At 43.8% G+C, this 23,499-nt stretch carries 26 protein-coding genes and 1 other annotated feature; of the genes, 23 read left to right on the top strand and 3 right to left on the bottom strand.

The window, feature by feature from the left end:
- Nucleotides 1-50 precede the first annotated feature (50 nt).
- The gene (locus ACDZ28_RS29550) at nucleotides 51-884 is read left to right on the top strand and encodes an SDR family NAD(P)-dependent oxidoreductase (RefSeq protein ID WP_076119785.1); all 834 of its coding nucleotides are present in this window, start codon (nucleotides 51-53) and stop codon (nucleotides 882-884) included.
- A 72-nt stretch (nucleotides 885-956) separates the two neighbouring features.
- On the opposite strand, the gene serA is transcribed toward ACDZ28_RS29550, so the two are convergent.
- Together serA and ACDZ28_RS29540 are read right to left on the bottom strand one after the other, a co-directional pair.
- The gene (serA, locus tag ACDZ28_RS29545) at nucleotides 957-2,549 is read right to left on the bottom strand and encodes a phosphoglycerate dehydrogenase (protein WP_042129612.1); all 1,593 of its coding nucleotides are present in this window, start codon (nucleotides 2,547-2,549) and stop codon (nucleotides 957-959) included.
- A 242-nt stretch (nucleotides 2,550-2,791) separates the two neighbouring features.
- Nucleotides 2,792-3,022, bottom strand: a binding site (T-box leader).
- Between the two features lie 110 nt (nucleotides 3,023-3,132).
- Nucleotides 3,133-4,044 carry a hypothetical protein gene (locus ACDZ28_RS29540; RefSeq protein WP_042129609.1) on the bottom strand — a complete coding sequence of 304 codons (912 nt, stop codon included), beginning with the start codon at nucleotides 4,042-4,044 and terminating at the stop codon, nucleotides 3,133-3,135.
- Nucleotides 4,045-4,159: 115 nt separating this feature from the next.
- Here ACDZ28_RS29540 and ACDZ28_RS29535 point away from each other — a divergent pair, with 115 nt between their 5' ends.
- Genes ACDZ28_RS29535 through ACDZ28_RS29525 form a run of 3 tightly spaced genes read left to right on the top strand, consistent with a single transcriptional unit; the run spans nucleotide 4,160 to nucleotide 5,957 of the window.
- Nucleotides 4,160-4,753 (top strand): CPBP family intramembrane glutamic endopeptidase, encoded by a 594-nt coding sequence (locus tag ACDZ28_RS29535; RefSeq protein WP_042129608.1) that lies wholly within the window; start codon nucleotides 4,160-4,162, stop codon nucleotides 4,751-4,753.
- Entirely contained in the window at nucleotides 4,750-5,121 is a 372-nt protein-coding gene (locus tag ACDZ28_RS29530) for a hypothetical protein (protein WP_042129606.1), read from the top strand. Before ACDZ28_RS29535 ends, ACDZ28_RS29530 begins: the two co-directional genes overlap by 4 nt.
- Nucleotides 5,115-5,957, top strand: coding sequence for a metallophosphoesterase (locus ACDZ28_RS29525; protein ID WP_375103455.1), 843 nt, complete (start codon nucleotides 5,115-5,117; stop codon nucleotides 5,955-5,957). The genes ACDZ28_RS29530 and ACDZ28_RS29525 overlap by 7 nt, the downstream gene beginning before the upstream one ends.
- A gap of 69 nt (nucleotides 5,958-6,026) precedes the next feature.
- On the opposite strand, the gene ACDZ28_RS29520 is transcribed toward ACDZ28_RS29525, so the two are convergent.
- Nucleotides 6,027-6,920, bottom strand: a complete 894-nt coding sequence (locus ACDZ28_RS29520) for a polysaccharide deacetylase family protein (RefSeq protein WP_375103454.1) — start codon at nucleotides 6,918-6,920, stop codon at nucleotides 6,027-6,029.
- An 85-nt stretch (nucleotides 6,921-7,005) separates the two neighbouring features.
- Between ACDZ28_RS29520 and ACDZ28_RS29515 the strand changes: the two genes are divergently transcribed.
- The 19 genes from ACDZ28_RS29515 to ACDZ28_RS29425 all read left to right on the top strand — a co-directional run bounded on the left by ACDZ28_RS29515 (nucleotide 7,006) and on the right by ACDZ28_RS29425 (nucleotide 23,426).
- On the top strand, nucleotides 7,006-7,389 hold the full coding sequence (locus tag ACDZ28_RS29515) for a hypothetical protein (protein ID WP_042129605.1): 384 nt from the start codon (nucleotides 7,006-7,008) through the stop codon (nucleotides 7,387-7,389).
- 261 nt (nucleotides 7,390-7,650) lie between these two features.
- Nucleotides 7,651-8,265: a genetic competence negative regulator gene (locus ACDZ28_RS29510; RefSeq protein WP_042129604.1), complete on the top strand. Its 615-nt coding sequence runs from the start codon at nucleotides 7,651-7,653 to the stop codon at nucleotides 8,263-8,265.
- Between the two features lie 248 nt (nucleotides 8,266-8,513).
- The gene (gene prsW / locus ACDZ28_RS29505; RefSeq protein WP_060622689.1) at nucleotides 8,514-9,209 is read left to right on the top strand and encodes a glutamic-type intramembrane protease PrsW; all 696 of its coding nucleotides are present in this window, start codon (nucleotides 8,514-8,516) and stop codon (nucleotides 9,207-9,209) included.
- A 359-nt stretch (nucleotides 9,210-9,568) separates the two neighbouring features.
- Nucleotides 9,569-10,927 (top strand): germination protein YpeB, encoded by a 1,359-nt coding sequence (gene ypeB, locus ACDZ28_RS29500; protein ID WP_375103453.1) that lies wholly within the window; start codon nucleotides 9,569-9,571, stop codon nucleotides 10,925-10,927.
- 128 nt (nucleotides 10,928-11,055) lie between these two features.
- Nucleotides 11,056-11,709 (top strand): flagellar brake protein, encoded by a 654-nt coding sequence (locus ACDZ28_RS29495; RefSeq protein ID WP_042129598.1) that lies wholly within the window; start codon nucleotides 11,056-11,058, stop codon nucleotides 11,707-11,709.
- A 207-nt stretch (nucleotides 11,710-11,916) separates the two neighbouring features.
- Nucleotides 11,917-12,627 carry a (d)CMP kinase gene (gene cmk, locus ACDZ28_RS29490; protein ID WP_231573844.1) on the top strand — a complete coding sequence of 237 codons (711 nt, stop codon included), beginning with the start codon at nucleotides 11,917-11,919 and terminating at the stop codon, nucleotides 12,625-12,627.
- Complete coding sequence (locus ACDZ28_RS29485) at nucleotides 12,624-13,211, top strand: lysophospholipid acyltransferase family protein (protein WP_375103452.1); 588 nt, start codon at nucleotides 12,624-12,626, stop codon at nucleotides 13,209-13,211. Before cmk ends, ACDZ28_RS29485 begins: the two co-directional genes overlap by 4 nt.
- Before the next feature lie 175 nt (nucleotides 13,212-13,386).
- Complete coding sequence (rpsA, locus tag ACDZ28_RS29480; protein ID WP_170880310.1) at nucleotides 13,387-14,709, top strand: 30S ribosomal protein S1; 1,323 nt, start codon at nucleotides 13,387-13,389, stop codon at nucleotides 14,707-14,709.
- A 169-nt stretch (nucleotides 14,710-14,878) separates the two neighbouring features.
- Nucleotides 14,879-16,204 (top strand): ribosome biogenesis GTPase Der, encoded by a 1,326-nt coding sequence (gene der, locus ACDZ28_RS29475; protein WP_042129594.1) that lies wholly within the window; start codon nucleotides 14,879-14,881, stop codon nucleotides 16,202-16,204.
- Between the two features lie 12 nt (nucleotides 16,205-16,216).
- Nucleotides 16,217-16,834, top strand: a complete 618-nt coding sequence (gene plsY / locus ACDZ28_RS29470; protein WP_042129592.1) for a glycerol-3-phosphate 1-O-acyltransferase PlsY — start codon at nucleotides 16,217-16,219, stop codon at nucleotides 16,832-16,834.
- Nucleotides 16,827-17,867 carry an NAD(P)H-dependent glycerol-3-phosphate dehydrogenase gene (locus ACDZ28_RS29465; protein WP_042129591.1) on the top strand — a complete coding sequence of 347 codons (1,041 nt, stop codon included), beginning with the start codon at nucleotides 16,827-16,829 and terminating at the stop codon, nucleotides 17,865-17,867. Before plsY ends, ACDZ28_RS29465 begins: the two co-directional genes overlap by 8 nt.
- Before the next feature lie 66 nt (nucleotides 17,868-17,933).
- The gene (locus tag ACDZ28_RS29460; protein ID WP_042129590.1) at nucleotides 17,934-18,209 is read left to right on the top strand and encodes a stage VI sporulation protein F; all 276 of its coding nucleotides are present in this window, start codon (nucleotides 17,934-17,936) and stop codon (nucleotides 18,207-18,209) included.
- Between the two features lie 200 nt (nucleotides 18,210-18,409).
- A complete protein-coding gene (locus ACDZ28_RS29455) occupies nucleotides 18,410-18,589 on the top strand; it encodes a DUF2768 family protein (RefSeq protein WP_042129589.1) in 180 nt (59 codons plus the stop codon).
- A gap of 34 nt (nucleotides 18,590-18,623) precedes the next feature.
- Nucleotides 18,624-18,992: a 2Fe-2S iron-sulfur cluster-binding protein gene (locus ACDZ28_RS29450; RefSeq protein ID WP_042129587.1), complete on the top strand. Its 369-nt coding sequence runs from the start codon at nucleotides 18,624-18,626 to the stop codon at nucleotides 18,990-18,992.
- Between the two features lie 30 nt (nucleotides 18,993-19,022).
- A complete protein-coding gene (locus ACDZ28_RS29445; protein WP_375103451.1) occupies nucleotides 19,023-19,769 on the top strand; it encodes a hypothetical protein in 747 nt (248 codons plus the stop codon).
- Between the two features lie 527 nt (nucleotides 19,770-20,296).
- Nucleotides 20,297-21,775 (top strand): stage IV sporulation protein A, encoded by a 1,479-nt coding sequence (spoIVA, locus tag ACDZ28_RS29440; RefSeq protein ID WP_042129583.1) that lies wholly within the window; start codon nucleotides 20,297-20,299, stop codon nucleotides 21,773-21,775.
- A 376-nt stretch (nucleotides 21,776-22,151) separates the two neighbouring features.
- The gene (locus ACDZ28_RS29435; protein ID WP_036676223.1) at nucleotides 22,152-22,424 is read left to right on the top strand and encodes an HU family DNA-binding protein; all 273 of its coding nucleotides are present in this window, start codon (nucleotides 22,152-22,154) and stop codon (nucleotides 22,422-22,424) included.
- Between the two features lie 117 nt (nucleotides 22,425-22,541).
- Nucleotides 22,542-22,790, top strand: a complete 249-nt coding sequence (gene mtrB, locus ACDZ28_RS29430) for a trp RNA-binding attenuation protein MtrB (protein WP_042129580.1) — start codon at nucleotides 22,542-22,544, stop codon at nucleotides 22,788-22,790.
- 93 nt (nucleotides 22,791-22,883) lie between these two features.
- A complete protein-coding gene (locus tag ACDZ28_RS29425) occupies nucleotides 22,884-23,426 on the top strand; it encodes a hypothetical protein (protein WP_042129578.1) in 543 nt (180 codons plus the stop codon).
- Nucleotides 23,427-23,499: the final 73 nt, after the last annotated feature.

Here is a 23,499-nt window from a genome sequence, read left to right as displayed (position 1 = left end):
AATGATCACAGAATACTGAAATTGAAAACATACTGAAAGGGTTGAGGGGAATGACATTGAAAGGAAAAGTGGCACTGGTTACGGGGAGCAGCAGAGGCGCTGGTAGAGGGATCGCTTTAGAATTAGCAAGAAGAGGTGCTTTTGTCTATATTACAGGGAGAACCATAGATGTATCTGCCACTGAACCAATTAAGGGGAGCATAAATAGCGTACTTAGAGAGATAAAAGAGAGTGGAGGATCTGGTGCGGTAATCCAATGTGACCATACGAAGGATCAGGAAACAGAAGCAGTGATCCGTCAGATCGCTGAAGAGCAGGGGCGGCTCGATATTTTAGTGAATAACGTATGGGGAGGCAATGATCTAGCTATCGAGCAGAAGCCTTTTTGGGAGCTATCTACAGCTCATTGGGAGAATATGTTTAATGCAGGGGTGAGAGCACAGTTGATCACGAATTATTACGCAATTCCCCTCATGCGGAAGGCAAATACTGGCGGTCTAATTATTCATACAACCTTTTGGGATCATTATAAATATCTGGGCAACTTTTATTATGATCTTTCTAAAAATTCACTTTTACGTATGGCCTTCGGACTATCGAAGGAGTTAAAGGATGACAGTATTGCAGTTATTCCACTTTCACCCGGATGGATGAGAACAGAAGCAGTTTTAGAAGCTATGAACACAGATGAGGAACATTGGCAAGAGGTCGAGGAGCTGAAAATGAGTGAATCGACGACATATATTGGTCGAGCTGTGGCTGCACTGGCCGCTGATCCGGAAGTAATGTCCATGTCCGGTGAGCCGCAGCTGGTTGGAAAGCTAGCTGAAAAGTATGGATTTACCGATACTGATGGAAGGACCATCCCTGCATTCATAATATAGGAAGAAAAAGTTTCGTTAAATCAAAAAAAGGCCACTCCAGTACATACTGGAATGACCTTTTTATGTTATAGATTAAAGTAGGATGATTTCTTCAGCAGTGTTAATCTCTGGTAAACCAGCAAGTTTCACTAGGACATCCTTAGGAACGGCTTTGTCAACGGTCAGCAACATGATTGCAGCGCCCCCAATAATTTTACGTCCCACTTGCATGGATGCGATATTAACATCGTTCTCACCAAGCAATGTACCCACAAGTCCGATAATTCCTACTTTGTCGTTATGAGATACGAAGATTTGATGACCTTCAGGAGCAATATCAACCGGGAACTTATTTACTTGAACAATCCGTTCTCCATAACCTTGCAACAATGTGCCGGCAACAAGATACTCTTGGTCATGATCAGCTTTTAGAGTAACGGTAATTAGATTGGTAAAGCCCTTAGTTTTGGAAGCTTTAGTTATTACTACGTTCACGTCGCGTGTTTTCGCCAAATGCATCGAGTTTACGATATTAACGTCCTCTGCAAAGTGACGGGAGAGCACACCTTTTACGATGTAACGGGTTAGGGGTTGGGTATCTACATCTGAAAGATCCCCAGCGTATTCAACATGGATCTCACGGATAGCAGCAGCTGCGATTTGGGTAACAAAGCTGCCCAATTTTTCTCCAAGCGTGAAGTAAGGTTGAAGCTTGTTCATTACACTTGGAGCCACCGGAGGAATATTGACAGCGTTAATGAACGGTTCATTACGCAGAATATGCAATACTTGCTCCGAAACATCGATCGCCACATTTTCCTGAGCTTCAATTGTAGAAGCGCCCAAGTGAGGAGTCACGATGATTTTTGGATGCGACAAGAAGGGGTGATCTGCTTGAGGTGGCTCTTTTTCGAATACATCAAATGCAGCGCCTGCGACAATACCGCTATCAATTGCCTCTACTAACGCCATTTCATCAATAACACCACCACGGGCACAGTTGATGATACGCATTCCTTTTTTCATCACTTCGAATTGTGGGCGAGAAATCATATGGCGTGTTTCCGGAGTTAGTGGAGTGTGCACAGTAATGAAGTCTGCTCCGCGTACAACATCGTCTACGGAAGCTAATTTAACTTCCATCTTTTCAGCACGTTCAGCGGTTAGGAAAGGATCAAAAGCAAGAATTTCCATACCAAAAGCTTTGGCACGTTTAGCCACTTCGCTACCGATTCTGCCCATTCCGAGTACACCCAAGGTTTTTCCGCGAAGTTCTACACCTACGAAGGTTTTTCTATCCCAGGTTCCACCAATTGTTTTTGCATAAGCTTGTGGAATGTGACGGGCCAGAGCCATCATCATTGCGAAAGCATGCTCACAAGTCGTAATTGTATTTCCATCCGGAGCATTGATTACAACAATACCACGCTTTGTTGCAGCATCCAGTTTGATATTATCTACACCAACACCTGCACGACCAATTACTTTTAGATTTTTTCCTGCTTCGATGATTTTGTCTGTTACGGTAGTTTGACTGCGGACAAGTAAGCCATCGTATTCACCGATAATTGCAATGAGTTCGTCTTCGCTGAGGCCTGTTTTTTTGTCAACAACTACATCTTCTGCGTCCATCAATTGCTGAATTCCCAAATCACTGATTGGATCCGATACTAATACTTTAAACATGGTTTCTTATCCCCCTTAAAGTTGAAAAGCTTTATATGTCGAGGACGCCTATTGGCAATCCACAATACCTGAAGTTTCACAAACTAGTAGAGAAAAACATGCGATAATAGTAGATCAACGCGGTGTCGCATAAAAGAAATTGCGTGCAAAAGTGCCGCGGAATCGGTAACTTTGGGCAAAAGGGTAGTATAAATTAGGTGTTTAGGAACTAAAAAACTCCCGACCCCCATACTACTGCCGTAGTAAGGGACGAGAGTTATCTTCGTGGTACCACCCTAATTCACTGCAACTTGGAAGAAGCAGCCTCATTGGCCTGCAAAGGCCACACTGGTAACGGAGTTGATCCGATTGTACCTACTTTAAGGTTCGATACAATATCTCAGGAGCGCTAAAGACATCTGTTCGTCACCGGTTTGCACCAACCACCGGCTCTCTGAAGACTATCAGAATCTTTGTTCCATCATCGTTTTTGATTGATTAATTTTTTCATAATGTAACACGGTAATGTAAATGTGTCAATAGGCTTTGAAAGTAGGCTTTCTTGAAGTGAACTTCATTTTTCGTTATGATTCAATGACTGGCTCTACTCATAAAAAAACGGGAGCTGTGGAATCGTCTCCTTGCTATAGTACTGTTCTCGCCACTTCATAAAATCCTCTGTCTGTATAGCACCTGTGGAAATAAGCAGGGTAACAGAGGACTGGACATCTGTAAGATTTAATGAACTGGCAGTACCAGAATGAATCAAATCGTCTATTTTTGCAGTAATGTCCTGAGGATCATAGGCTGCAAAAATTCCGCGGTTCAACATGATATCAGCAATAGATGCGTTCTTTTGGAGAAGGGGCATTTTTTTCCACTGTATAAAGGACATTGTTTTTAGCTCACCAGCATCAGAAGGAATTTTCTGGTTTGTCTTAGAGCCCCATTTTAGCATAGAATCATAAAAGTTCTTTTGTGCGAGCAATCCGAATTTAACCGCACCGGCAGTATAAGGATCATTTTTTAGCAATTTTGCCGTCTCTGCACCAGATGCACTTGCACTTATTTCACCAGAAGCTTTGGAGAATAAAGTTAAGCTTTTGAGAATGTTTAGCTGTGATTGATGCAATAATGGAGAGTTGGAAAAAATAGAGTCCTGGTTAACTCTTTCATATTGCTTATCTGCTAGAAGGCTGAGATTCTTGATAGCTGCTGCGTTCATACGGGCATCTGTACTGCGTGCCAGCTTGTCCACTTGTGTGTTCCAATTCTGCTTGAATTCCCGATAAGGCAAAAATACGTTATGATAGAAAGTAACAAGATCCTTCTGTTGGTAAGAGCCCGTGAATTCTTCTAATCCATATCCATTGCTGTTCTTTTGTTGCTCATATTTAGCTTCCGTCTTGTCTGCGCCAACCTTGACGCCTGTAAAAAATGCCGCGAAGGCGCAAATAAGGAAAAACAAAAAAAATAGGGTGTATAACATTTGAGTACGGGAGTTACGTTGGCTCATAATTAGTGCTCCTTTTTCTGGGGGAATTATCCTATGTATTATGTATTGATAGCAACATTATGGACGGTTTCTCTTTCGGAGCTGCCCGAAAAAATTAAAGAACAGGCAGGTCACGATGAAAAAATTCAAATTTGGTGAGATTAAGATAAAAAAAGTAGAACCAGGCCAGTTAACAGACCGTCTTCTGCTCCTCAATCTCTACATTACTCAGGGGCTTACATTAATTATCGGTTTGATATGGATATTATTTCAGAAAAGAAATCCGTTTCAGCTATTAATTTTTCCAGAAAGCGTACATTTTGTGGCATGGGGTCTTGGACTGGCCGCTGTAATGCTGGTAGTTGATTATTTACTGACTCATATTGTACCTGAAGAAAGTATGGATGACGGTGGGATAAACGATCTTTTATTTCGAAATCGGCCTGTATGGCATATTGTTATAATTGCAGCAATGGTATCGATATGTGAGGAGCTTCTGTTCAGAGGAGCGATTCAATATTCCATAGGTCCTTATTGGACGAGTATTTTATTCGCACTTATTCATGTTCGTTATTTGCGTCACTTTGTACCTACCGGATGGGTATTCTTAAGCAGTTATGGTCTTGGATATATATACATTCAATCAGGTAGCCTGTGGGCACCTATACTATGTCATTTCTTCATCGACCTATTCTCTGGTCTGGTGATCCGCTACAGGAGGGAATCATGAGTGAGGAATTGAGCCGGTTGAAGTCTCGTCAGAAAAAGCGTGTTGGCGAAGGCAAAACACCAGGCAAAAGTAAAAAAGCGAATCCGCGATCGGAGGGCGCCCCTAAAAAGAGCAATCATTCGAGGACAACAACGGCAACTTTATCAAGGAAAGCGCGCCGCCGTCCGGCAGCTTCTACTAAGGGAACTAACGGTGGGAACAAAGAGCAAGAAGAAACTGTTCCATCACGTTCGGATACGTATTCTTCAGAACGTGTTCGACTTAGCAAAATGTTCGTAAACTCACTGATCTTCATTTTTGTTATATTGCTGGCAGCGCTCCTCTGGTGGGGAATCGAAGGGGCGCCGCCTTTGAGAACTTTATGGTGATCGTTTGGTTATGGGGATTGATCGGGTCTGTGCTTCTGATCGGGGTAATTATTGCAGTGATTATGGTGAGTAACGCCTTTAGAAACAGAATTATTACCGAGGAAATAATTCTAAAGTCTCTCCCTGATGTGTTTGATGGATTTCGGATCCTATTTATAACCGACATCCATCGCAGACGCCTTCCATCAGCGCTATTGAATCCGTTAAAGGGAAAAGTAGATGTTGTTTTACTAGGCGGTGATCTAACGGAAAAAAATAGTCCTCTAGATCGACTGGCCGATAATATGACGCTTGTCACCTCTATAGCTCCTACTTATGTAGTGCATGGAAATCATGATTATCGAGCTGATATTTCATGGGTTGATCAGATTATTAAAGGCAGTGGTGCAAAGCTGTTAATGGATGAAAATGTGCGTATTGAACGTGAGGGAGCATCTCTTTGGTTAACGGGAGTGGATTTTCCGAAAAAGGGTGGTAAGACCTCATATCGTCCATTTCCGCGTCTTACAATGCCTAATGCTTTAGATGTTACTTGTCGGATCAATCTGGTTCATGATCCGCTCTGGCTCTCCATACAGAAAAGTGTGCCGGCTGATCTGATATTGGCAGGACATACGCATGGAGGACAGGTTATACTTCCTTTTTTGGGTCGCAGGCATGTAGAAAATTTCTATCATAAATATGATGCGGGAATGTTTCAATGGCCCAGAAGGGATGGAACTGGAAGGGAAGCAAAGCTGTTGATCAGTAGAGGGTTTGGAACCTCTCACTTGCCAATCCGCTGGGGGAGTCCTGCCGAGATGCATGTATTAACCCTCCGAAAAGAGAAAGAGTAGTTAGTGATAAAAAAACAGGTAATCACCTCTTCGTAAGGTGATTACCTGTTTTTTTGTTCTATTCCAGAATTAACGCATCTTAAGCTCAATGCTGCGGGGATCTACAAAGCTATAGCCTTTGCCTTCAAGTGTAGTAAGCAACTTATCCAAGGCTTCGACTGTCCAAGGGAGTTCATGCATCAGAATATTACTCCCGGAGTGCAACTGGTCCGTTACATTTTTGATCAATTTATCCGTTTTTTCAGTTTCTTTCTCTTTCATCTCCCAGTCTAAAGATCCGTTGGACCAGGTCATATATAGCATCCCGTTCTCAGCGGCAATCTTTTTGCCGACATCACCGCCAGCACCATGTGGAGGGCGGAAAAAGTGAGGGGCTTCACCGATAGTCTCCTTAACAATGCTCTGAACATCTTCGATTTGCTTTTTAACCTCTGCATAAGACTTGTCTTTGAGAATAATATGATCCCAGCTATGGTTGCCAATAATTCCTCCGCGTTTATGAATTAACTCTAAAAGCTCGGGATGCGCTTTAACACGGTAACCGTTCACGAAGAAAATAGCTTTGGCTTGATGCTTGTCCAGAATATCCATTAATGGATTAATCATATTCGCATCTTTGGGACCGTCGTCGAAAGTAAGCAAAACGACCTTTTTATTTGTTGATTCTTCATTGGGGACGATATCATAATTTTTGTTCATATGGTACTGAAGTGGAACTTCAGCCCCAGTATTGGTGTTACTTCCTGCAGTTTCACCTTCTAATGTTGCTTGAGGTGTAGGGGTGACTGCAACTTCCGCTGTTGGTGCCTCTGTTTCTACGCTCTGTGTAGCTGCCGCTGTGGGCTGATTATTTGTTGTGGTTGTTTCCTTAGTATTGTTGCTATCTCCTCCGCTATTGCTACAGGAAGTCAGCAGCAAGGTAGCTAATAGCAGCACTGATGTCATTTTACCCACTTTTTTCATCTCGCTTTCTTGTGATTAGGTTGTATGAGCTGGAATCTTTACGCGAACACTAAACATGATTTTACCATACAAGGAGGCTGGGATTATGAATACTTCGTCATTTTTATGCGGGGTGCTGATGGGCGCCGCAGCCAGTATGATTATGTCCAAAAAGCGGAATTCTTTAATGTCTTCGCTGGGGCAATCAGGTGGTTCCATGAGCGGGGCCGCAGATAAAGCAAAAGAAAAAATAATTGGTATGGCTACGACAGGATTTGGTAACACTGCTGCTTCAAGCAGTAATGCAAGCAATAATGCGCAAAGTAATGGCTCGAACAATGGAACTTCTGAGCATAAAATGGAATCGCCGGCAAAATCAAAAGAATCCAATCTCAAATTACTAAAGGATTTCATTCGCAACAATCCTGAAGTGAAGAGCGAAGTGGAGCAGATTCTAAAAGATACGCATACAGCCATACCGGGATTGTAACCGTAAAGGTCTCCTTCAGAATCATTTTGAGGATGAAATATTCCTCAGGATGATTCTTTTTTATATTCAAGCTCTTGAAAATGGTTTATGAAGTAGAATAGGCTCTTCAGTAGTGGCAAGGTTTAGAGGATTTTATATATTTATTTTCGTGCATTTATCTCTGCAAAATGATAACATACATACATAGTAACCATTTTTGGCTCATTACTCGGGACTCATCATACATTATAATAAATGAGCTTGCAAAAGGAGGATCCTGTCATGAGAATAGAGCGATTAAGTCAAGATAAGATACGGATTTTCCTCACTTTTGACGACCTGAGCGAGCGGGGCATCCAGAAGGAAGACATGTGGCAGGAAGTTCCCAAGGTACATGACCTGTTTACGGAGATGATGGATCAAGCATATAGTGAACTAGGTTTTGATGCTACTGGTCCGCTTGCCGTAGAAGTTTTCGCATTGCCCGCGCAAGGCATGGTCGTTATAGTGACCCGAGGAAAATATGATCACCATCAGTACGGTGCGTCCGGGGAAGAAGAATTGCCAGAAGAGATTTACGAAATGGAAGTTACTCTTGAACAAAGCGACTCCATTGTATATGCATTCCGCGATTTCGAGGTTCTTGTTGAAGCGGCTCATGTGCTCATCGGTAATATTACTTCCCAGGGGAAACTGTATTCTTATAACAATAAATGGTATCTGTACTTCGATCCAAAGGAATTTGAAGAAACGGCGTTGTCAGGTCTTGTTGGCGTACTTGCCGAGTTTGGAGATTCCTCACCGGTTACAGAAGCTGTTCTCGACGAATACGGGAAGACAGTAATGTCGGAGAATGCAGTCCAGTTGTTGTGCACTCATTTTAAGCGTCAGGATTAATTAGCATGATAGGGCTGATGAGCATCTTTTTGAAATATAAGAAAGTATAAGTTTCACACTATACTCTATTCTTATATTTCTCGCATAAACGCTTACCGTCCTTATAAGGACGCCAAAGGCGTTTATGCTTGGCTGATTAGCCCTAGTCTTGTTCTTGATGGTATGGCGGTCATTCTTGAATTAAAGCTGTTATCTGCCTTGCTGTAAATCAGCAGTACTAGGCGCTAGGGGTATAGGGAGGTTATTCGGTGCTCGTGTTATCGGTTATTTCGTCGGCAGTAGCGCCGGGACTTGCTCTGCTGACCTTTTTTTATCTGAAAGACAAGTATGATCAAGAACCGCTTCATATCGTCATTAAGGTGTTCCTGCTAGGCCTACTGATTGTATTTCCTGTTATGATCATTCAGAGAGGGCTGATGCTGGGGCTGAATGGCGGTCCTTATGTGGAGTCGTTTCTTATATCCGCTGGCGTGGAAGAATGTCTAAAATGGTTTGTGCTTTACCATATGATTTACAATCACACCGAATTTGACGAGCCATATGATGGGATACTATACGCCGTAGCGATTTCGCTCGGCTTCGCAACAATAGAAAATGTAATGTACGCTTGGTATAGCAATGCTTCAATCGGTTCCATGTTTCTGAGAGCACTACTTCCGGTTTCTGGACACGCTATGTTTGGTGTGATCATGGGCTATCACTTAGGGAGAGCCAAGTTCTCAAAAGGGGCTAAAACAAAAGGGATTCTGTTGATCTCTATCTTGTTGCCATGGCTGTGGCATGGGATTTATGACTTTATTTTGAGTACGACAGCTAACTACTGGATATGGTTTATTGTTCCTCTGATGGCTATTCTATGGTACGGAGGAATGGGGAAAGTGGATAGGGCTAATAGCCGATCCCCTTTCCGCTTTCTGAAACGAGAAGAAGAGGTTAACCTATAATCGAGATGGACACACTTATATTCAAAGGATTGTTCCTTAGCGGGGAATTCCAGAGAGGAGAGAGGTGTCTTTTTTTGCGTATAAAAGTCCGTATACTTTGCAAACAATGCGGTGAGACCTACATATTAAGAGGGATAAAAGAGCAGGGTGTTATTCAGACCGGCTTTAAGCAATGCCTTTGCAGTAATAGCAGTGGCTTTGAGATTGAAGAGAGAGCTTAAGTGCTATGATATGAAATTTTGAAGGAATTAGCTTTGTTCATACACTTTAGTCACATTGTGTTACAGACGGGTGCATAAGACTCCCAGTTTATTGTCAAACTAACGCCAATAAGCTATCGAAAGGAGTCTTGTAGCCCTATGTACAAAAGATTAAGTGCTGTAATGTTCCCCCTGACTGCGCTGCTGTTAATTGGAGCGCTCGTGTGGGGTTATCAGGAGAATCAGGAGAAGAATGCGATTCTAATTAAGGCGGAGAACCAATATCAGCGTGCCTTTCATGATTTGTCTTACCATGTGGAACGTCTTCATGGAGAGCTCGGGAACACACTAGCTGTTAACTCCGCTTCTAACGGGATGCACCGCAAAGGACTTGTTAATGTGTGGCGGATGACCAGTGAAGCGCAAAATGAAATTAATCAGTTGCCGCTCACATTACTGCCATTTAGCAAAACGGAGGAGTTTCTGTCCAAAATCTCTAACTTTTCTTATAAAGCCGGGATTCGTGATTTCACTAAGAAGCCTTTGACAGATGGCGAATTGAGCAATTTAAAAGCATTGTATAAGAGTTCTGGAGAAATCTCTAAAGATTTGCAAGATGTTCAGAATAAAGTGATCGGTAGCCGCCTGCGCTGGATGGATGTCGAGACCGCACTGGCTACAGAGAAAAAGGCAGAGGATAATTCGATTATTGACGGCTTCAAGTCGGTGGACAAACGTGTCGAAGGTTACCCTGAACTGGATTGGGGTCCTTCAGTTGCAAGCATTTACGAAAAACGTTCTGTAAAAATGCTGGGGGGCACCCCTGTTTCAGTTGAAGATATCAAACGTAAAGCCATTAAGTTTGCAAATGCAGGCTCCAATGCTAAGGTAGATGTGAAAGAAAACGGCAAAAATACGGATTGGCCTTCCTATACGGCTACTGTCAGCGGTTCGAATAATAAGCAGATTATCAGTATGGATTTCACCAAAAATGGTGGTTTGCTGATCTCTTATTATGATAACCGTGAGATTGGTCCAGCTAAGGTATCTTTAGAAGAGGCGGTTACCAAGGCAGAGCAGTTTCTTAAGAAAAAGGGATATCCTCATATGACTGCGGTGAACGCTGACCGTTATGATAATATTGGGAATTTAACCTTTGTAACCAGCCAGAACGATGTGTTGATTTATCCTGAGAAAATGACGATTCGCATAGGACTTGATACTGGGACAACGGTTGGATTTGAGGCTAGCGAATATGTCAATGAACATAAGGACAATCGTAAGATTCCAAAGCCTAAGCTCTCCCTTGCGGAAGCAAAGAAATTCCTGAATTCGGATTTCAAGGAGAACTATCATCGCATGGCTTGGATTAAAAATGAGGACTCCGTAGAAGTCTTGACTTACGAATTTGGCGGAGAGGTAAATGGTACTCAGTATCGTATTTATCTTAATGCGGATGATGGCATTGAAGAGTCTGTGGAAGAAATCAGAGCTTCTTCGGGAGTTGAACAAAAGTGAAAGAACAGGGCTTATCCATATTATGGATGAGCCCTGTTTTATTTTTAAATTCAAATAATATTTATCTCATTGGGTGATATTCCCATGCTATAATCATTGTTAACTATACTGATTTGGCGGTGACATCTTTGTATCCTAAAATTAATGAATATCTATACATACAGGTTGCTTCCAGTGACGCTGCTGAAGCAGAAGTTGAATATAGATCGAGAATTGCAGAGACAGAAAACGACGCGTTTCTGATTGAAATCCCTATGCAGGAGAGTAACGGTCGTCTAAAACGACTTTTTATGGGGGACGAGCTTTCGGTTTACTTTATAACTGAGGGCGGCATTAAGAATTACTTTAATACTCATGTTCTCGGGTTTAAAGAAGATGTAATTCGTATGGTACGGATCCAAAAACCAGAGGCGGATTCAATTTTCAAAATTCAGAGACGGAGCTTTTTTCGAGTGAATGCAGATCTTGAATTAGCTGTGAAGGATAACCTTGGTAAAAGATTCCTTGTACGTACAGATGATATTGGTGGAGGAGGAACCTCTTTCTTGGTGGATAACCAGGTGAAGCTCGATGTGGGGGCGAAATTGTCCTGCTGGGTTCTAGTGCCGTATAGAAACGGTAGTATTGAGCATGTGGATTTTGAGGGTGAAGTGGTGCGAATTAAAAAGCTTGAAAATGGGCGTCAATTGGCCATGGTGAAATTTGTGGCTATTACAGATAATGAGCGTCAGAAAATAATACGTTATTGCTTTGAACGTCAGTTTGATTTCCGCAACCGATAGGCATTTTTCTAAGCTCTATTAAGCGTTCTGATTTTGCACTGACGTATAAACTGTGGTATAATTTTATAAGTCGCAGGCAATGCCTGCTTTTTTCTTGATAATATCATCAAGCATATCCAATTGTATGTGCTTCTTGATATTGCAGGAACGAACTTGACATCGCTAGATGCTTTTCTTATGAAAGAGTGTTTGAGGAGGAATGCCCCGTTGGATAGGCAGGGTACACATACTTACGACAGAATTAACGTCGCCATCGACGGACCTGCCGGGGCAGGCAAGAGTACTGTAGCCCGATTGGTAGCCCAGAAGCTGTCTTATATTTATGTCGACACAGGCGCAATGTACCGGGCAATCACCTGGTATATGATCCGTGAAGGCATAGAGCCGGAAGATCAGAATCAAGTGAACCAGAAGGTTCGCGACATGGTTATTGAGCTTATACCGGAAAAAGACATCCAAAAGGTGCTGATTAATGGGGAAGACGTAACGCCGCATATTCGGAGTCTTCAGGTTAGCGGCCTTGTGTCGCAGTATTCGAAGATCGAAGGTGTAAGGTCCAGACTCAGTCATTTGCAGCGTCAGATGGCGCTTCGCAAAGGCGTTGTAATGGATGGCCGCGATATCGGTACAACCGTGCTGCCCGATGCCGAAGTAAAGATTTTTATGACGGCAAGTGTGGAAGAAAGAGCTCTCCGTCGTTATAAGGAATTGAGAGACGCGGAATCGGTGACACTTCAGCAGCTTGAACATGATATTGCACAGCGAGATCGTCTGGATGAAGGACGGGAGATTTCACCGCTGCGCCGTGCGGAAGATGCAATTCTTCTGGACACGACCTATATGGATATCAATCAAGTCGTTGAGGCCATTGTATCCCATTGCAGATCTCATGTTGACGGGGAGAGAAATCATTTATGATTTATGTATTTTGCCGAGGATTGCTTCGCTTGATTTACGCAATTGTTTTCCCGCTTAAGATTGTGGGGGAAGAGAATGTGCCAAAGGAAGGCGGGGTGCTGCTCTGTGCCAACCATATTAGTTTGCTAGATCCGATGACTATTGGGATTAAGCTAGACCGTCAGGTAAAGTATATGGCTAAGGCAGAACTGTTTGAGGTTCCTGTGCTTGGCTGGCTCATTAACAAATTGGGTGCTTTTCCGGTCAAACGTGGTGGCGTAAGCAAAGAATCCATTAAAACGGCCCTTAACACACTTCGTAGTGGTAATGTCATGGGTATCTTCCCGGAGGGTACGCGTAACTCTGACGCCGGAGTTGCCAAGAAAGGGGCTGCAAGCTTCGCACTTCGAAGCGGTGCTGCAGTTGTTCCAGCTGCTATTGTCGGTGAGTACAAACCCTTTCGACGGATGGTTGTTGTCTATGGGGCTCCTATAGATCTCAGTCAATTTGTCGGTGCAGGAAGTGAATCTCTCGAGGCTGTTACCGATGTCATTATGGAACGCATCAACGAGATGAAGAAGTCGGGTATACCAACTGTTAGTTAAGGGATAAACGAAATAATAAATTTCGTCCAGTACTACGATTAAATAACGGCATAGTCGCTATTTTTTGGAACATACTATCTTCAAGTGTAATTTGTAATGCCAAGCAGTGCTTGTTTTGAACTCTGCTATACGCAGGTTTAAATAAATGGGGTTTTGAATCGAGGAGGCTAATCACATGTCTGAAGAAATTAAAAATCAGGAAGCTACGGAGAGTAATGAAACCGTAGAAGCGGTGGAATCCGCTGTGACAGAAAATAACGGAGCTGTAGAAGAAGTTGCTGCCGTTAACGAAGAAGAAGTGACTAACCAAGCTGACTTGGAAATCATTTCTTTGAAAAAAGGCGATACCGTGAAAGGAACAATCGTCAAAATCGAAGATAACCAAGCTTATGTAAGCATTGGATATAAATACGACGGCGTGATTCCGATTCGCGAATTGTCCGCAGTACAACTGGACAACGCTGCAGCAGCAGTAGAAGTTGGACAGGAAGTAGAATGTAAAGTTGTTAGCATCAACGACAACAAAGAAAGCCTTGTTCTTTCCAAACGTGCTGTTGATAGCGAAAAATCATGGGAAGATCTTGAGAAATACTTTGCTTCCCAAGAAGCTTTCGAAGTTACTGTAGCTGACGTTGTTAAAGGCGGTCTAGTTGCTGATGTTGGAGCACGTGGATTTATCCCTGCTTCTATGGTTGAGCGTCACTTCGTTGAAGATTTCAGTGATTACAAAGGCCGTACCCTGCGCGTTAAAGTGAAAGAACTTGACCGTGAGAACAGCAAAGTAATCCTGTCCGCTAAAGAAGTCCTTGAAGAAGAGTTCGAAGCCAACAAGCTCAAAATTATGGCTGAACTGTCTGAAGGTCAAATCATTGAAGGTACTGTACAACGTCTAACTCAATTCGGCGCATTTGTTGATGTTGGTGGAGTTGATGGTCTTGTACACGTATCCGAAATCGCTTGGAATCACGTAGAGAAACCTTCTGATGTAGTTTCCGAAGGTGATAAAGTACGTGTTAAAGTACTTAAGGTTGATCCTGAAAAAGGAAAAATCAGCTTGAGTATCAAAGCTGCTGCTCCAGGTCCTTGGGACTCTGCTGCTGGCGAAATTAACATCGGTGATGTTGTAACAGGCGTTGTAAAACGTCTTGTGAACTTCGGAGCATTCGTTGAATTGCTTCCAGGGGTGGAAGGTCTTGTGCACATTTCGCAAATCTCCCACAAACACATTGCTACTCCACACGAAGTATTGAAAGAAGGACAAGAAGTTCAAGTGAAAGTACTCGACTTCAACCCATCCGAGAAACGTGTTAGCCTAAGCATCAAAGAAACAGAAGAAGCTCCAGCACCTACTGCTAGACCTGAACGCAGCAACAGCAGAGACAGAGCTCCTAAAGAAGTATTGAACAACCCTAACGTTTCTCTAAGCAACGAAGGCCTTAGCTTTACGCTTGCTGAACGTTTTGGTGACAAGTTGGACAAATTCAAAGGTAATAACTAATCCTGCTTTTTGAATATACGGGTAAAGTAATCGGCGAGCCCTCGATACGGGGGTTCGCCGATTCTCTTTTTCCGGTAACAGAAAGATTTATTAAAGCTAACATGAGTGTTAGCCAATTTTAATGTTTTTTGCTATGATGAGTATCGTAAGGATGACAGGAGGAATGAATATGGCAAGACCCGTTGTGGCAATCGTTGGGAGGCCTAACGTCGGGAAATCGACGATTTTTAATCGGCTGATTGGCGATAGAATGGCCATTGTAGAAGATAAACCGGGGATTACACGTGACCGGATTTATGGTATTTCAGATTGGAACGGTAAGTCGTTCAGTGTGATTGATACCGGTGGTATTGAAATTGATGGAGATGACACGATTCTAAAATCAATCCGCGTACAAGCGGAGCTGGCGATTGAAGAAGCGGATGTTATTGTATTTATGTGTGAGGCGAAGAGCGGTGTGACGAATTCAGATGAAGAGGTAGCTCAGATTCTGTTCCGTTCAGGTAAACCAATCGTTCTTGCCATCAATAAAGTGGACAATATGAAGCGTGCAGATGATATTTATGAGTTCTATAGCCTAGGCTTTGGAGATCCGATCGGGATTTCCGGTAGTCATGGTACAGGACTCGGTGATTTGTTGGACGCTGTAGTAGAACGTCTGCCAGAGAAAATAGATGATGAATACGATGATGATGTCATTCGTGTTGCATTGATTGGCCGTCCGAATGTAGGTAAATCATCTCTAGTTAATGCGATTCTGGGTGAAGAACGCGTTATCGTTAGTGATATTGCAGGCACTACTCGAGATGCTATTGATACACCATTTGAACGTGATGGACAACGTTATGTACTTATCGATACTGCGGGTATGCGCAAAAAAGGTAAAGTATATGAGAACATTGAGAAATACAGTGTTATGCGTGCTATGCGTGCGATTGAACGGGCTGATGTGGTCCTCGTTGTTATTAACGGTGAAGAGGGTATCATCGATCAGGACAAGCATATTGCTGGTTATGCACATGAAGCAGGTAAGGCATCAATTTTTGTTGTGAACAAATGGGATGCTATTGAGAAAGACGACAAGACTATGCAAAACTTCGAGACTAAGATTCGTGACCATTTCTTGTTTATGAGTTACGCACCGGTTGTCTTCTTGTCGGCTTTGACTAAACAACGACTGCAAAAACTGCTACCTGTGGTGCAGCATGTATCACAACAGCACGCACTGCGCATTACTACGCATCTGGTGAACGATGTTGTATCGGATGCCATTGCGATTAATCCTCCTCCAACTGACAAAGGCCGTCGCTTGCGTATTAACTACGTAACGCAGGTTGCGGTGAAGCCACCGACGATCGTGGTGTTCGTAAATGACCCATCGCTGATGCACTTCTCCTATGAACGTTACTTGGAGAATAAAATCCGTGCGGCGTTTAATTTCGAGGGAACGCCAATCCGTCTCTTTACACGGCGCAAATCCGAAAACGAAGGTTAGGGGAGAAGAAGTGTGGCGCTTGAACTTCTGGTTATCGTTGTAAGCTATTTGCTTGGTTCTGTCAGCTTTAGTGTGCTGTTTGCCAAGCTGCTAAAGGGAATTGATATCCGACAATATGGAAGCGGCAATGCGGGGGCTACCAATACACTACGTGTATTGGGGAAAGGTCCTGCGATATCTGTGCTAGTGCTGGATGTGCTAAAGGGTGTTGCCGCTGTTTGGTTAGGAACTTGGGTAGGTGGCTGGGGAACCTGGGTTGCTGCTCTTTGCGGAATCGCTGCCATTGTTGGACATAACTGGCCGCTTTACTTTCGTTTCCGTGGGGGGAAGGGCATCGCTACTACGATTGGCGTTATGGCTACATTGTGTTTATGGCCAGCGCTGCTCGCCGGTGTCATCGCCATAGGATCTATCTTTATCACTCGTTACGTATCACTTGGCTCGTTAATTTTTGTCGCGCTGACACCGGTCTTTCTATTGTTGACAGGATTTACCCAGCCAGTGCTCTGGACCAGTATTATTATCGCGGTTTTTGCCTTCTGGCGGCACCGGACGAATATTGTTAAGATTGTGGAGGGCCGTGAGAATAAGATAGGCTCAAAAGTAAAAGGAGGGAATCGTGTTGTCTGATAAAGTAACCGTACTAGTAGCGGGGAGCTGGGGAACTGCGCTGGCAAGTGTGCTGGCTGCTAATCACTCGGAAGTTTATCTGTGGACACGTAACTCTGATCAAGCTGCCGAGATCAATGGCTCTCATATGAATAATAAGTATTTACCGGGGATTTCCCTGCCCGCAAACATCATTGCAACCACTGATATGGAGACCGCAGTTTCCGGTTCTAAAGCGGTTGTTATTGTGGCCCCATCTTCAGGTATGCGGCAGGTTGCTCGCAGTCTGAAGCCGTTCTGGAAGGATGATATGCTATGCGTTCATGCTACGAAGGGCTTTGAGACTGAAAGCAAGAAACGGATGTCCATCGTTATTGCTGAGGAGCTCGGCTGTAACGAAGGGCAGATTGTCGTTCTCTCCGGACCGAGTCATGCAGAGGAAGTAGTGCGCCTATGTCCTACTACGGTTGTTGTGGCTTCACCTGATGATAAGCGTACCGCAGAAGCACAGGAATTGTTCATTAACAATGATTTTCGTGTATATACGAACCGCGATCAGGTAGGGGTAGAGCTTGCTGGTGCACTAAAGAATATTATTGCACTCGGTGCAGGTCTATCCGATGGTCTTGGATTTGGGGATAACGCTAAGGCGGCGCTTCTGACACGTGGACTGGCCGAGATTTCTCGGGTGGGCGTTGAGCTTGGAGCGAATCCTTTGACCTTTGCAGGGCTTGCAGGTATCGGGGATCTTGTAGTGACTGCTACCAGCCAGCACAGCCGTAACTGGCGTGCAGGCTTTATGCTCGGGCAAGGGAAACCATTGGATGAGGTGCTGGAGTCAATGGGGATGGTAGTCGAAGGTATTCGTACCACAGAGGCTGCTTATGCCATTTCCATCAAGCTAGGTGTCCAAATGCCCATTACAGATCAAATTTATCATGTGCTTTTTAAAGGCAGAAGTCCACGTAGTGCTGTCGAAGCTCTGATGGGCCGTGATCGTAAACCTGAGCTTGAGGCGATATCTCAGGAAACTTGGGAGCAGTGGCATTCCTGATCCTGTTCACCTTTTTCCGCGAATTCTCATATGTTGTATTGGGGATTGACGGAGGAGGGATGAAAAGTGAGCAGAGATTTTTCCAAGGATGCATTGAACGCCATTAATAAAAAGGCGGGCAAGAACATTACGGAAAGTGCCGTCAAAAAGCTAGCCAGTACGGTCAAACCAGGAACTACGCAGAATGAAGCCCAGCTCCGCCAGTTAATTAAGCAGGTGTCATCGATGGCTAAAGTGCCGGTCAGTGAAGCTACTGTGCAGGAAATTATCAATGCCGTCAAAAAAGGCGGCGCAGGTACCGGCACAATGGAGTCTTTAATGAAAATGATGCTTAAAAAATAGCTTTAGGTTGGGTGAGCAAAAGATTCGGAATCCATACAGATTCTGTTATCTTTTGCTCTTTTTTTGTATTGATTGGAAAACTATCACAAACAAAATTATCTAAATAATAATATATAAAAAATGATGTTTTTTTACAGAATAGGATAAGGTCATGATATAATAGTCCCTAATATATTACAGGCGAATGGGGGGCTTTGACCTTGGATCCGATGACAAAAATGTGGTTGTCCCTGATTGCAATGCTGATTATGGGACTGTCTGTGTTTCTAATAACGTTTGCTCGGAGCAAAACAAAGGGGCTGCTTAAAGCACTGCTATCTATCCTAGCGTTTGTCATCATGTTAGTTGGCCTCTTGGGCGGAGTTGTTTCGATTATGTAAGCAGTTACATAGCGATAAGGAAGGAAGTAACATCATGAAACCGCAAAATGGCGTCACCGTCGTATTTCAACCTGAAGGTCGTAAAGCTGTCGTGAATCGCGGTATCTCCGTACTGGAGGCAGCTCGTAAAGCCGGAGTAACGATAACCACTCGCTGTGGAGGCAAAGCAGGCTGCCTGATGTGCAAAGTTAATATTGCAGATGAAGAGGCCTCAGCGGTTAGACCACCTGGAGATGTTGAACGGCGTAAGCTTGGAACTGCGTTAGAAGAAGGAATGCGTCTGGCCTGTCAGGCTGCCGTATGGGGCGATGTGACCGTTCAGGTACCAGAAGATCCACTTAAGGCTGCTGTGCGCCGTAAGCTTGAAGCAGCGCGGCGTGGGGAAGAAGATGAGCTGTGGTAGTGTCAGATTTTCACCGTGGGAGGGACTCGGTTGGAGTTTATACGAAGAAAGAAGAAACTAAAGGCAGGAGCAAGACTTTGTCTAGTAGTGATGTCGATTACTCTTACTCTTTCGGGTTGTCTGTATCCAGGAGAAGAGAAACGAGCTAGTGTTAATTATCGAGAAAGTGTTAAGCGGATACAAGCAGCCGTGGATGATTATCAGCAGGAGGAAGGTGTGCTTCCGATTCTTAATGCGGATGAAACTACTCCAAGATATGAGAAGTTCCGTATAGACCTGGGCAAGCTTAACAATAAGGGATATTTGGATGATATTCCTGCAACGGCTTTTGAACAGGGAGGAAGTGCTTATTTTCTAATTTTAAATGAGGAAATTGATCCAGTAGTTAAGGTAATGGACCTTGTTACCGTTCAAAAGGTTAATGATGTGCAGCGACAGATTAATCGTTATAAATCAGCTCATGACGGCTCTCTACCTATGCTTGATGAGCTTTATCCTGGACTGTACACCATTGATCATAAGAAGGCAGGAACGAGCTCCATATCATTAACTAGTGTCTATTCCGGCCAGGTTCTTGAATTCATCATGGATAAGACTGGTACGGTCTACGTAGATTATGTTTTTGATATAATGGCTGCCATCGATAAGAATGGTGGAGAACATGACGAGAAAAAAGATTTGCGACTAGATCTGGAGGAGGCATCCTATTACGTGCCCGTGAAGTCTTTGCCGTATTTATGGATTAACAATCAGCCGATTCCGCAGCCTCCTAGTTAAGTGTACATAAAATACTGCCATTTAGAAGAAGAGCTTCCCCAAACATCGGTTTCTGGCCGAGGGGGAAGTTCTTTTTTTATATAAAAAGTATAAGTTTCACGTATACATTATCCTTATAATTCTCCCATAAACGCTTAGCGTCCTTTCGGGACATCGAAGGTGTTTTCGCTTGCTTAAAATAGCTGTTCTATCAATGAATCCTATCTCATATGATGGATGAGAAAGCTTCCGGGCGTCAGACGCCTTGCGGCGCGCACAACTAATTTTTTTAGAAATTACATTGCAAAATGCGCGATTATGGGTCATAAATTCGTTCCGGATACATATGATGATACTAGTCCAAATGCATGTCCGAGCATTCGGAGTTTAGCGCGGGGCAAGTACGTCCCGGTCGAAAGCAGCTAGGCTTCGGGCGGGCATACGATAAGTCCGGTTGATGTCCTGCAAGGGTCAGATTACCGGCGGAACGCGAAGTCGATGCTCTTCAGGCATTTTTTCTTCGGAGTAATATGAGGAGGGGATCTCTTTTGGAAAAAGTGGATATTTTCAAGGACATTGCCGAGCGTACCGGCGGAGACATTTATCTTGGCGTCGTCGGCGCGGTTCGCACGGGGAAATCGACATTTATCAAGCGCTTCATGGAAACAATCGTCCTGCCGAACATCACGAATGAGGCAGATCGGGTAAGAGCTGTGGATGAGCTTCCGCAAAGCGCAGCAGGCAAAACAATTATGACCACTGAACCTAAGTTCGTGCCTAACAACGCAGTCCAAATCAAGGTTGCGGAAGGACTTGAGGTTAACGTTCGACTGGTAGACTGTGTGGGCTACGCTGTAGAAGGCGCTAAGGGCTATGAGGATGAGAATGGACCACGAATGATCTCTACTCCTTGGTTTGAGGAGCCAATTCCTTTTCAGGAAGCGGCAGAGATCGGAACACGTAAGGTCATCCAGGAGCATTCAACGCTTGGTGTTGTAGTAACAACAGATGGTACGATTGCAGAAATTCCGCGGAACTCGTACGTGGACTCTGAAGAGCGTGTCATTGCAGAGCTGAAGGAAGTGGGTAAGCCATTTGTACTGGTCATAAACTCCACTCGGCCACGCAGTGAGGAAGCGCAGCAGCTCCGCAGCGAGCTAGCCATCAAATACGATATCCCTGTTATGACGCTTAGCGCGGCAAACATGACTGAAGAGGATGTAACCGGTGTACTTCGTGAGGTGTTGTACGAATTCCCAGTACATGAAGTGAACGTAAACTTGCCAAGCTGGGTTATGGTGCTTGGAGAGAATCACTGGCTGCGTAGTAGCTATGAGAACTCCGTTCGCGATACGGTAAAAGATATTCGCCGTTTGCGGGATGTTGACCGCCTAGTATCTCAGTTCACTGAGTATGATTTTATCGATAAAGCTGGCCTAAGTGGTATGAACATGGGTCAGGGTGTAGCAGAGATCGACCTGTATGCCCCAGAAGAGCTGTACGACCAAGTTCTGATGGAGGTAGTGGGGGTTGAAATCCGCGGCAAGGATCACTTACTCCAGCTGATGCAGGAATTCTCTCATGCAAAAAGGGAGTACGACCGCTTCTCGGAAGCTTTAGAAATGGTCAAAACTACCGGATATGGTATCGCTGCTCCTTCGTTAGCTGAAATGGCTCTTGATGAACCTGAGCTGATTCGTCAAGGCTCTCGCTTTGGGGTTCGTTTAAAGGCTACTGCACCATCTATTCATATGATTCGTGTTGATGTTGAATCTGAGTTCTCACCAATCATTGGAACAGAGAAGCAGAGCGAAGAGTTGGTTCGTTATCTGATGCAGGATTTCGAGAACGACCCGATCAAGATTTGGGAATCCGATATTTTTGGGCGCTCCTTGCATTCCATTGTAAGGGAAGGTATTCAAGGCAAAATTGCAATGATGCCGGATAATGCGCGCTACAAATTGCAAGAAACGCTTGGTCGGATCATCAATGAGGGCTCAGGCGGACTTATTGCAATTATTCTCTAACCTGAATTTAAGCGGATTGGAAGAGTGGGAGAGATCCCACTCTTTTTATGTGTAAAAATAACGAAACTTGATTCCTAGTTCCTATAATAACGGTGAATCTGACTCAATTTTTATGCGGAAAAGCAGAATTATCCTGGTCTTATAGGTCTATAAAAATAGATAGAAATTAGATAATTACGCAAGCATAGATGATAATTTCTACTCCTTTTTTGTCTTACTGCTTGAATTTATGGATGGGCTGTATTACTATAAGTTTGTTGCGCTTCAAGGTCTATGGGCGCCAGTGATCAGTAATAAACGGGATTATCACGTATATTTTACGTTGAAACGGAAACAGTGTATGATACCGGAAATTTACTCAGGGAGGTGAGAAAACATGAATAAATCTGATTTGATCAATGTAGTTACAGAAGCAACTGAACTTCCCAAGAAGGATGCTACTAAAGCTGTAGATGCGGTTTTCGAAGCAATTACAGAAGCACTGCAAAGCGGTGACAAAGTACAACTGGTTGGATTCGGAAACTTTGAAGTGCGCGAACGTTCCGCACGTAAAGGCCGTAACCCACAAACTGGTGAAGAAATCGAAATTCCTGCAAGCAAGGTGCCAGCTTTCAAACCTGGTAAGGCGCTGAAAGACGGAATCAAATAAAGATTTCTACATATCAATCCCATAGTCTTTTTAAGTAACAACTATGCCGCCCTCCAAGGCGGCATTTGTTTTTTCGGATATCATGGGCTGTACATTAGGCTTAGAGGAGGATCAGCAATGACGGATAAAAAGACGAACGAAAATCCGCTTCCGACAGGCAGCGACTATATTGTGGTTAAGGCTAAAGAGAACGGCGTTCAAGTGATTGGTCTAACTAGAGGTACGGATACACGCTTTCATCATACAGAGAAGCTAGACAAGGGTGAGGTGTTGATTGCCCAATTTACCGATCATACCTCAGCTATGAAAATCCGCGGTAAAGCTGAAATTTTAACGAAACATGGACAATTGGAAAGTGAAAGCTGAAAAGCAGGCATAGCCTGCTTTTTTTCAAAATATAGTAAGGGTGAATGATCATATCCGCATAAAAGTGGGTACTATGGATAAGGGGGCGTGTCCATGAACAAAGCCTGGTTGGTCGGTGCTGTATTACTCTTGACTGCGACCTCTGCTATTATTTTGCCGAAACTGGCAGACTTAGACTCATCCGTACAGCAGAGAAATGGAACAGTGGAGACTTTTACTGGCAGCCATAACACAGTGCTGGGCAATGACAATCTTGTTGATATTATGGGCGCTCTTCCGTTGACCTTATCCATAGATAGCGTAGGCTGGGAAGATCATGTTCTGTCACTGGATCTAAAAGTGAGCGGGAACGATCATGAACCTGAGGAACTCTATCAAAATATGGCTCAGGCCATTTCCTTTGCTATTCAAGAAACTTCGAATGTGAATCAGCTTTTACTTCGCATTGTCGTAGAGGATAAATGGCTTGGTAGCCGACGACTGTTGTTAGCTGGAGATATCAGACGTTCGGAGTGGTCTTATGCGCTGCAAGATGAACTCCAGTCTAGGGGGAATCTTCCTATATCGGATCGTCTCAAAACGGGCTTCCGCATTAGTGAAACCGAGCTCTGGAAGAAACAGTTCATTTATCCATGAATGGATTAAAAGAAACTCAGACGTATCACAGTGCGTGACAAAAAAACATGTGATATAATAGACAAGATTGTGA

It is taken from the genome of Paenibacillus sp. RS8 (assembly GCF_041956825.1).
Lineage (GTDB): Bacteria > Bacillota > Bacilli > Paenibacillales > Paenibacillaceae > Paenibacillus_AQ.
Note: the sequence above shows the minus strand (reverse complement) of the source record. Positions and strands in the feature narration are given on the sequence as shown.

Coding starts and splice junctions, on each gene's coding strand:
- ACDZ28_RS29550 (WP_076119785.1), top strand. CDS start 51: ATGACATTGAAAGGAAAAGTGGCACTGGTTACGGGGAGCAGCAGAGGC.
- serA (WP_042129612.1), bottom strand. CDS start 2,549: ATGTTTAAAGTATTAGTATCGGATCCAATCAGTGATTTGGGAATTCAG.
- ACDZ28_RS29540 (WP_042129609.1), bottom strand. CDS start 4,044: ATGAGCCAACGTAACTCCCGTACTCAAATGTTATACACCCTATTTTTT.
- ACDZ28_RS29535 (WP_042129608.1), top strand. CDS start 4,160: ATGAAAAAATTCAAATTTGGTGAGATTAAGATAAAAAAAGTAGAACCA.
- ACDZ28_RS29530 (WP_042129606.1), top strand. CDS start 4,750: ATGAGTGAGGAATTGAGCCGGTTGAAGTCTCGTCAGAAAAAGCGTGTT.
- ACDZ28_RS29525 (WP_375103455.1), top strand. CDS start 5,115: ATGGTGATCGTTTGGTTATGGGGATTGATCGGGTCTGTGCTTCTGATC.
- ACDZ28_RS29520 (WP_375103454.1), bottom strand. CDS start 6,920: ATGAAAAAAGTGGGTAAAATGACATCAGTGCTGCTATTAGCTACCTTG.
- ACDZ28_RS29515 (WP_042129605.1), top strand. CDS start 7,006: ATGAATACTTCGTCATTTTTATGCGGGGTGCTGATGGGCGCCGCAGCC.
- ACDZ28_RS29510 (WP_042129604.1), top strand. CDS start 7,651: ATGAGAATAGAGCGATTAAGTCAAGATAAGATACGGATTTTCCTCACT.
- ypeB (WP_375103453.1), top strand. CDS start 9,569: ATGTACAAAAGATTAAGTGCTGTAATGTTCCCCCTGACTGCGCTGCTG.
- ACDZ28_RS29485 (WP_375103452.1), top strand. CDS start 12,624: ATGATTTATGTATTTTGCCGAGGATTGCTTCGCTTGATTTACGCAATT.
- rpsA (WP_170880310.1), top strand. CDS start 13,387: ATGTCTGAAGAAATTAAAAATCAGGAAGCTACGGAGAGTAATGAAACC.
- der (WP_042129594.1), top strand. CDS start 14,879: ATGGCAAGACCCGTTGTGGCAATCGTTGGGAGGCCTAACGTCGGGAAA.
- ACDZ28_RS29450 (WP_042129587.1), top strand. CDS start 18,624: ATGAAACCGCAAAATGGCGTCACCGTCGTATTTCAACCTGAAGGTCGT.
- ACDZ28_RS29435 (WP_036676223.1), top strand. CDS start 22,152: ATGAATAAATCTGATTTGATCAATGTAGTTACAGAAGCAACTGAACTT.
- mtrB (WP_042129580.1), top strand. CDS start 22,542: ATGACGGATAAAAAGACGAACGAAAATCCGCTTCCGACAGGCAGCGAC.
- ACDZ28_RS29425 (WP_042129578.1), top strand. CDS start 22,884: ATGAACAAAGCCTGGTTGGTCGGTGCTGTATTACTCTTGACTGCGACC.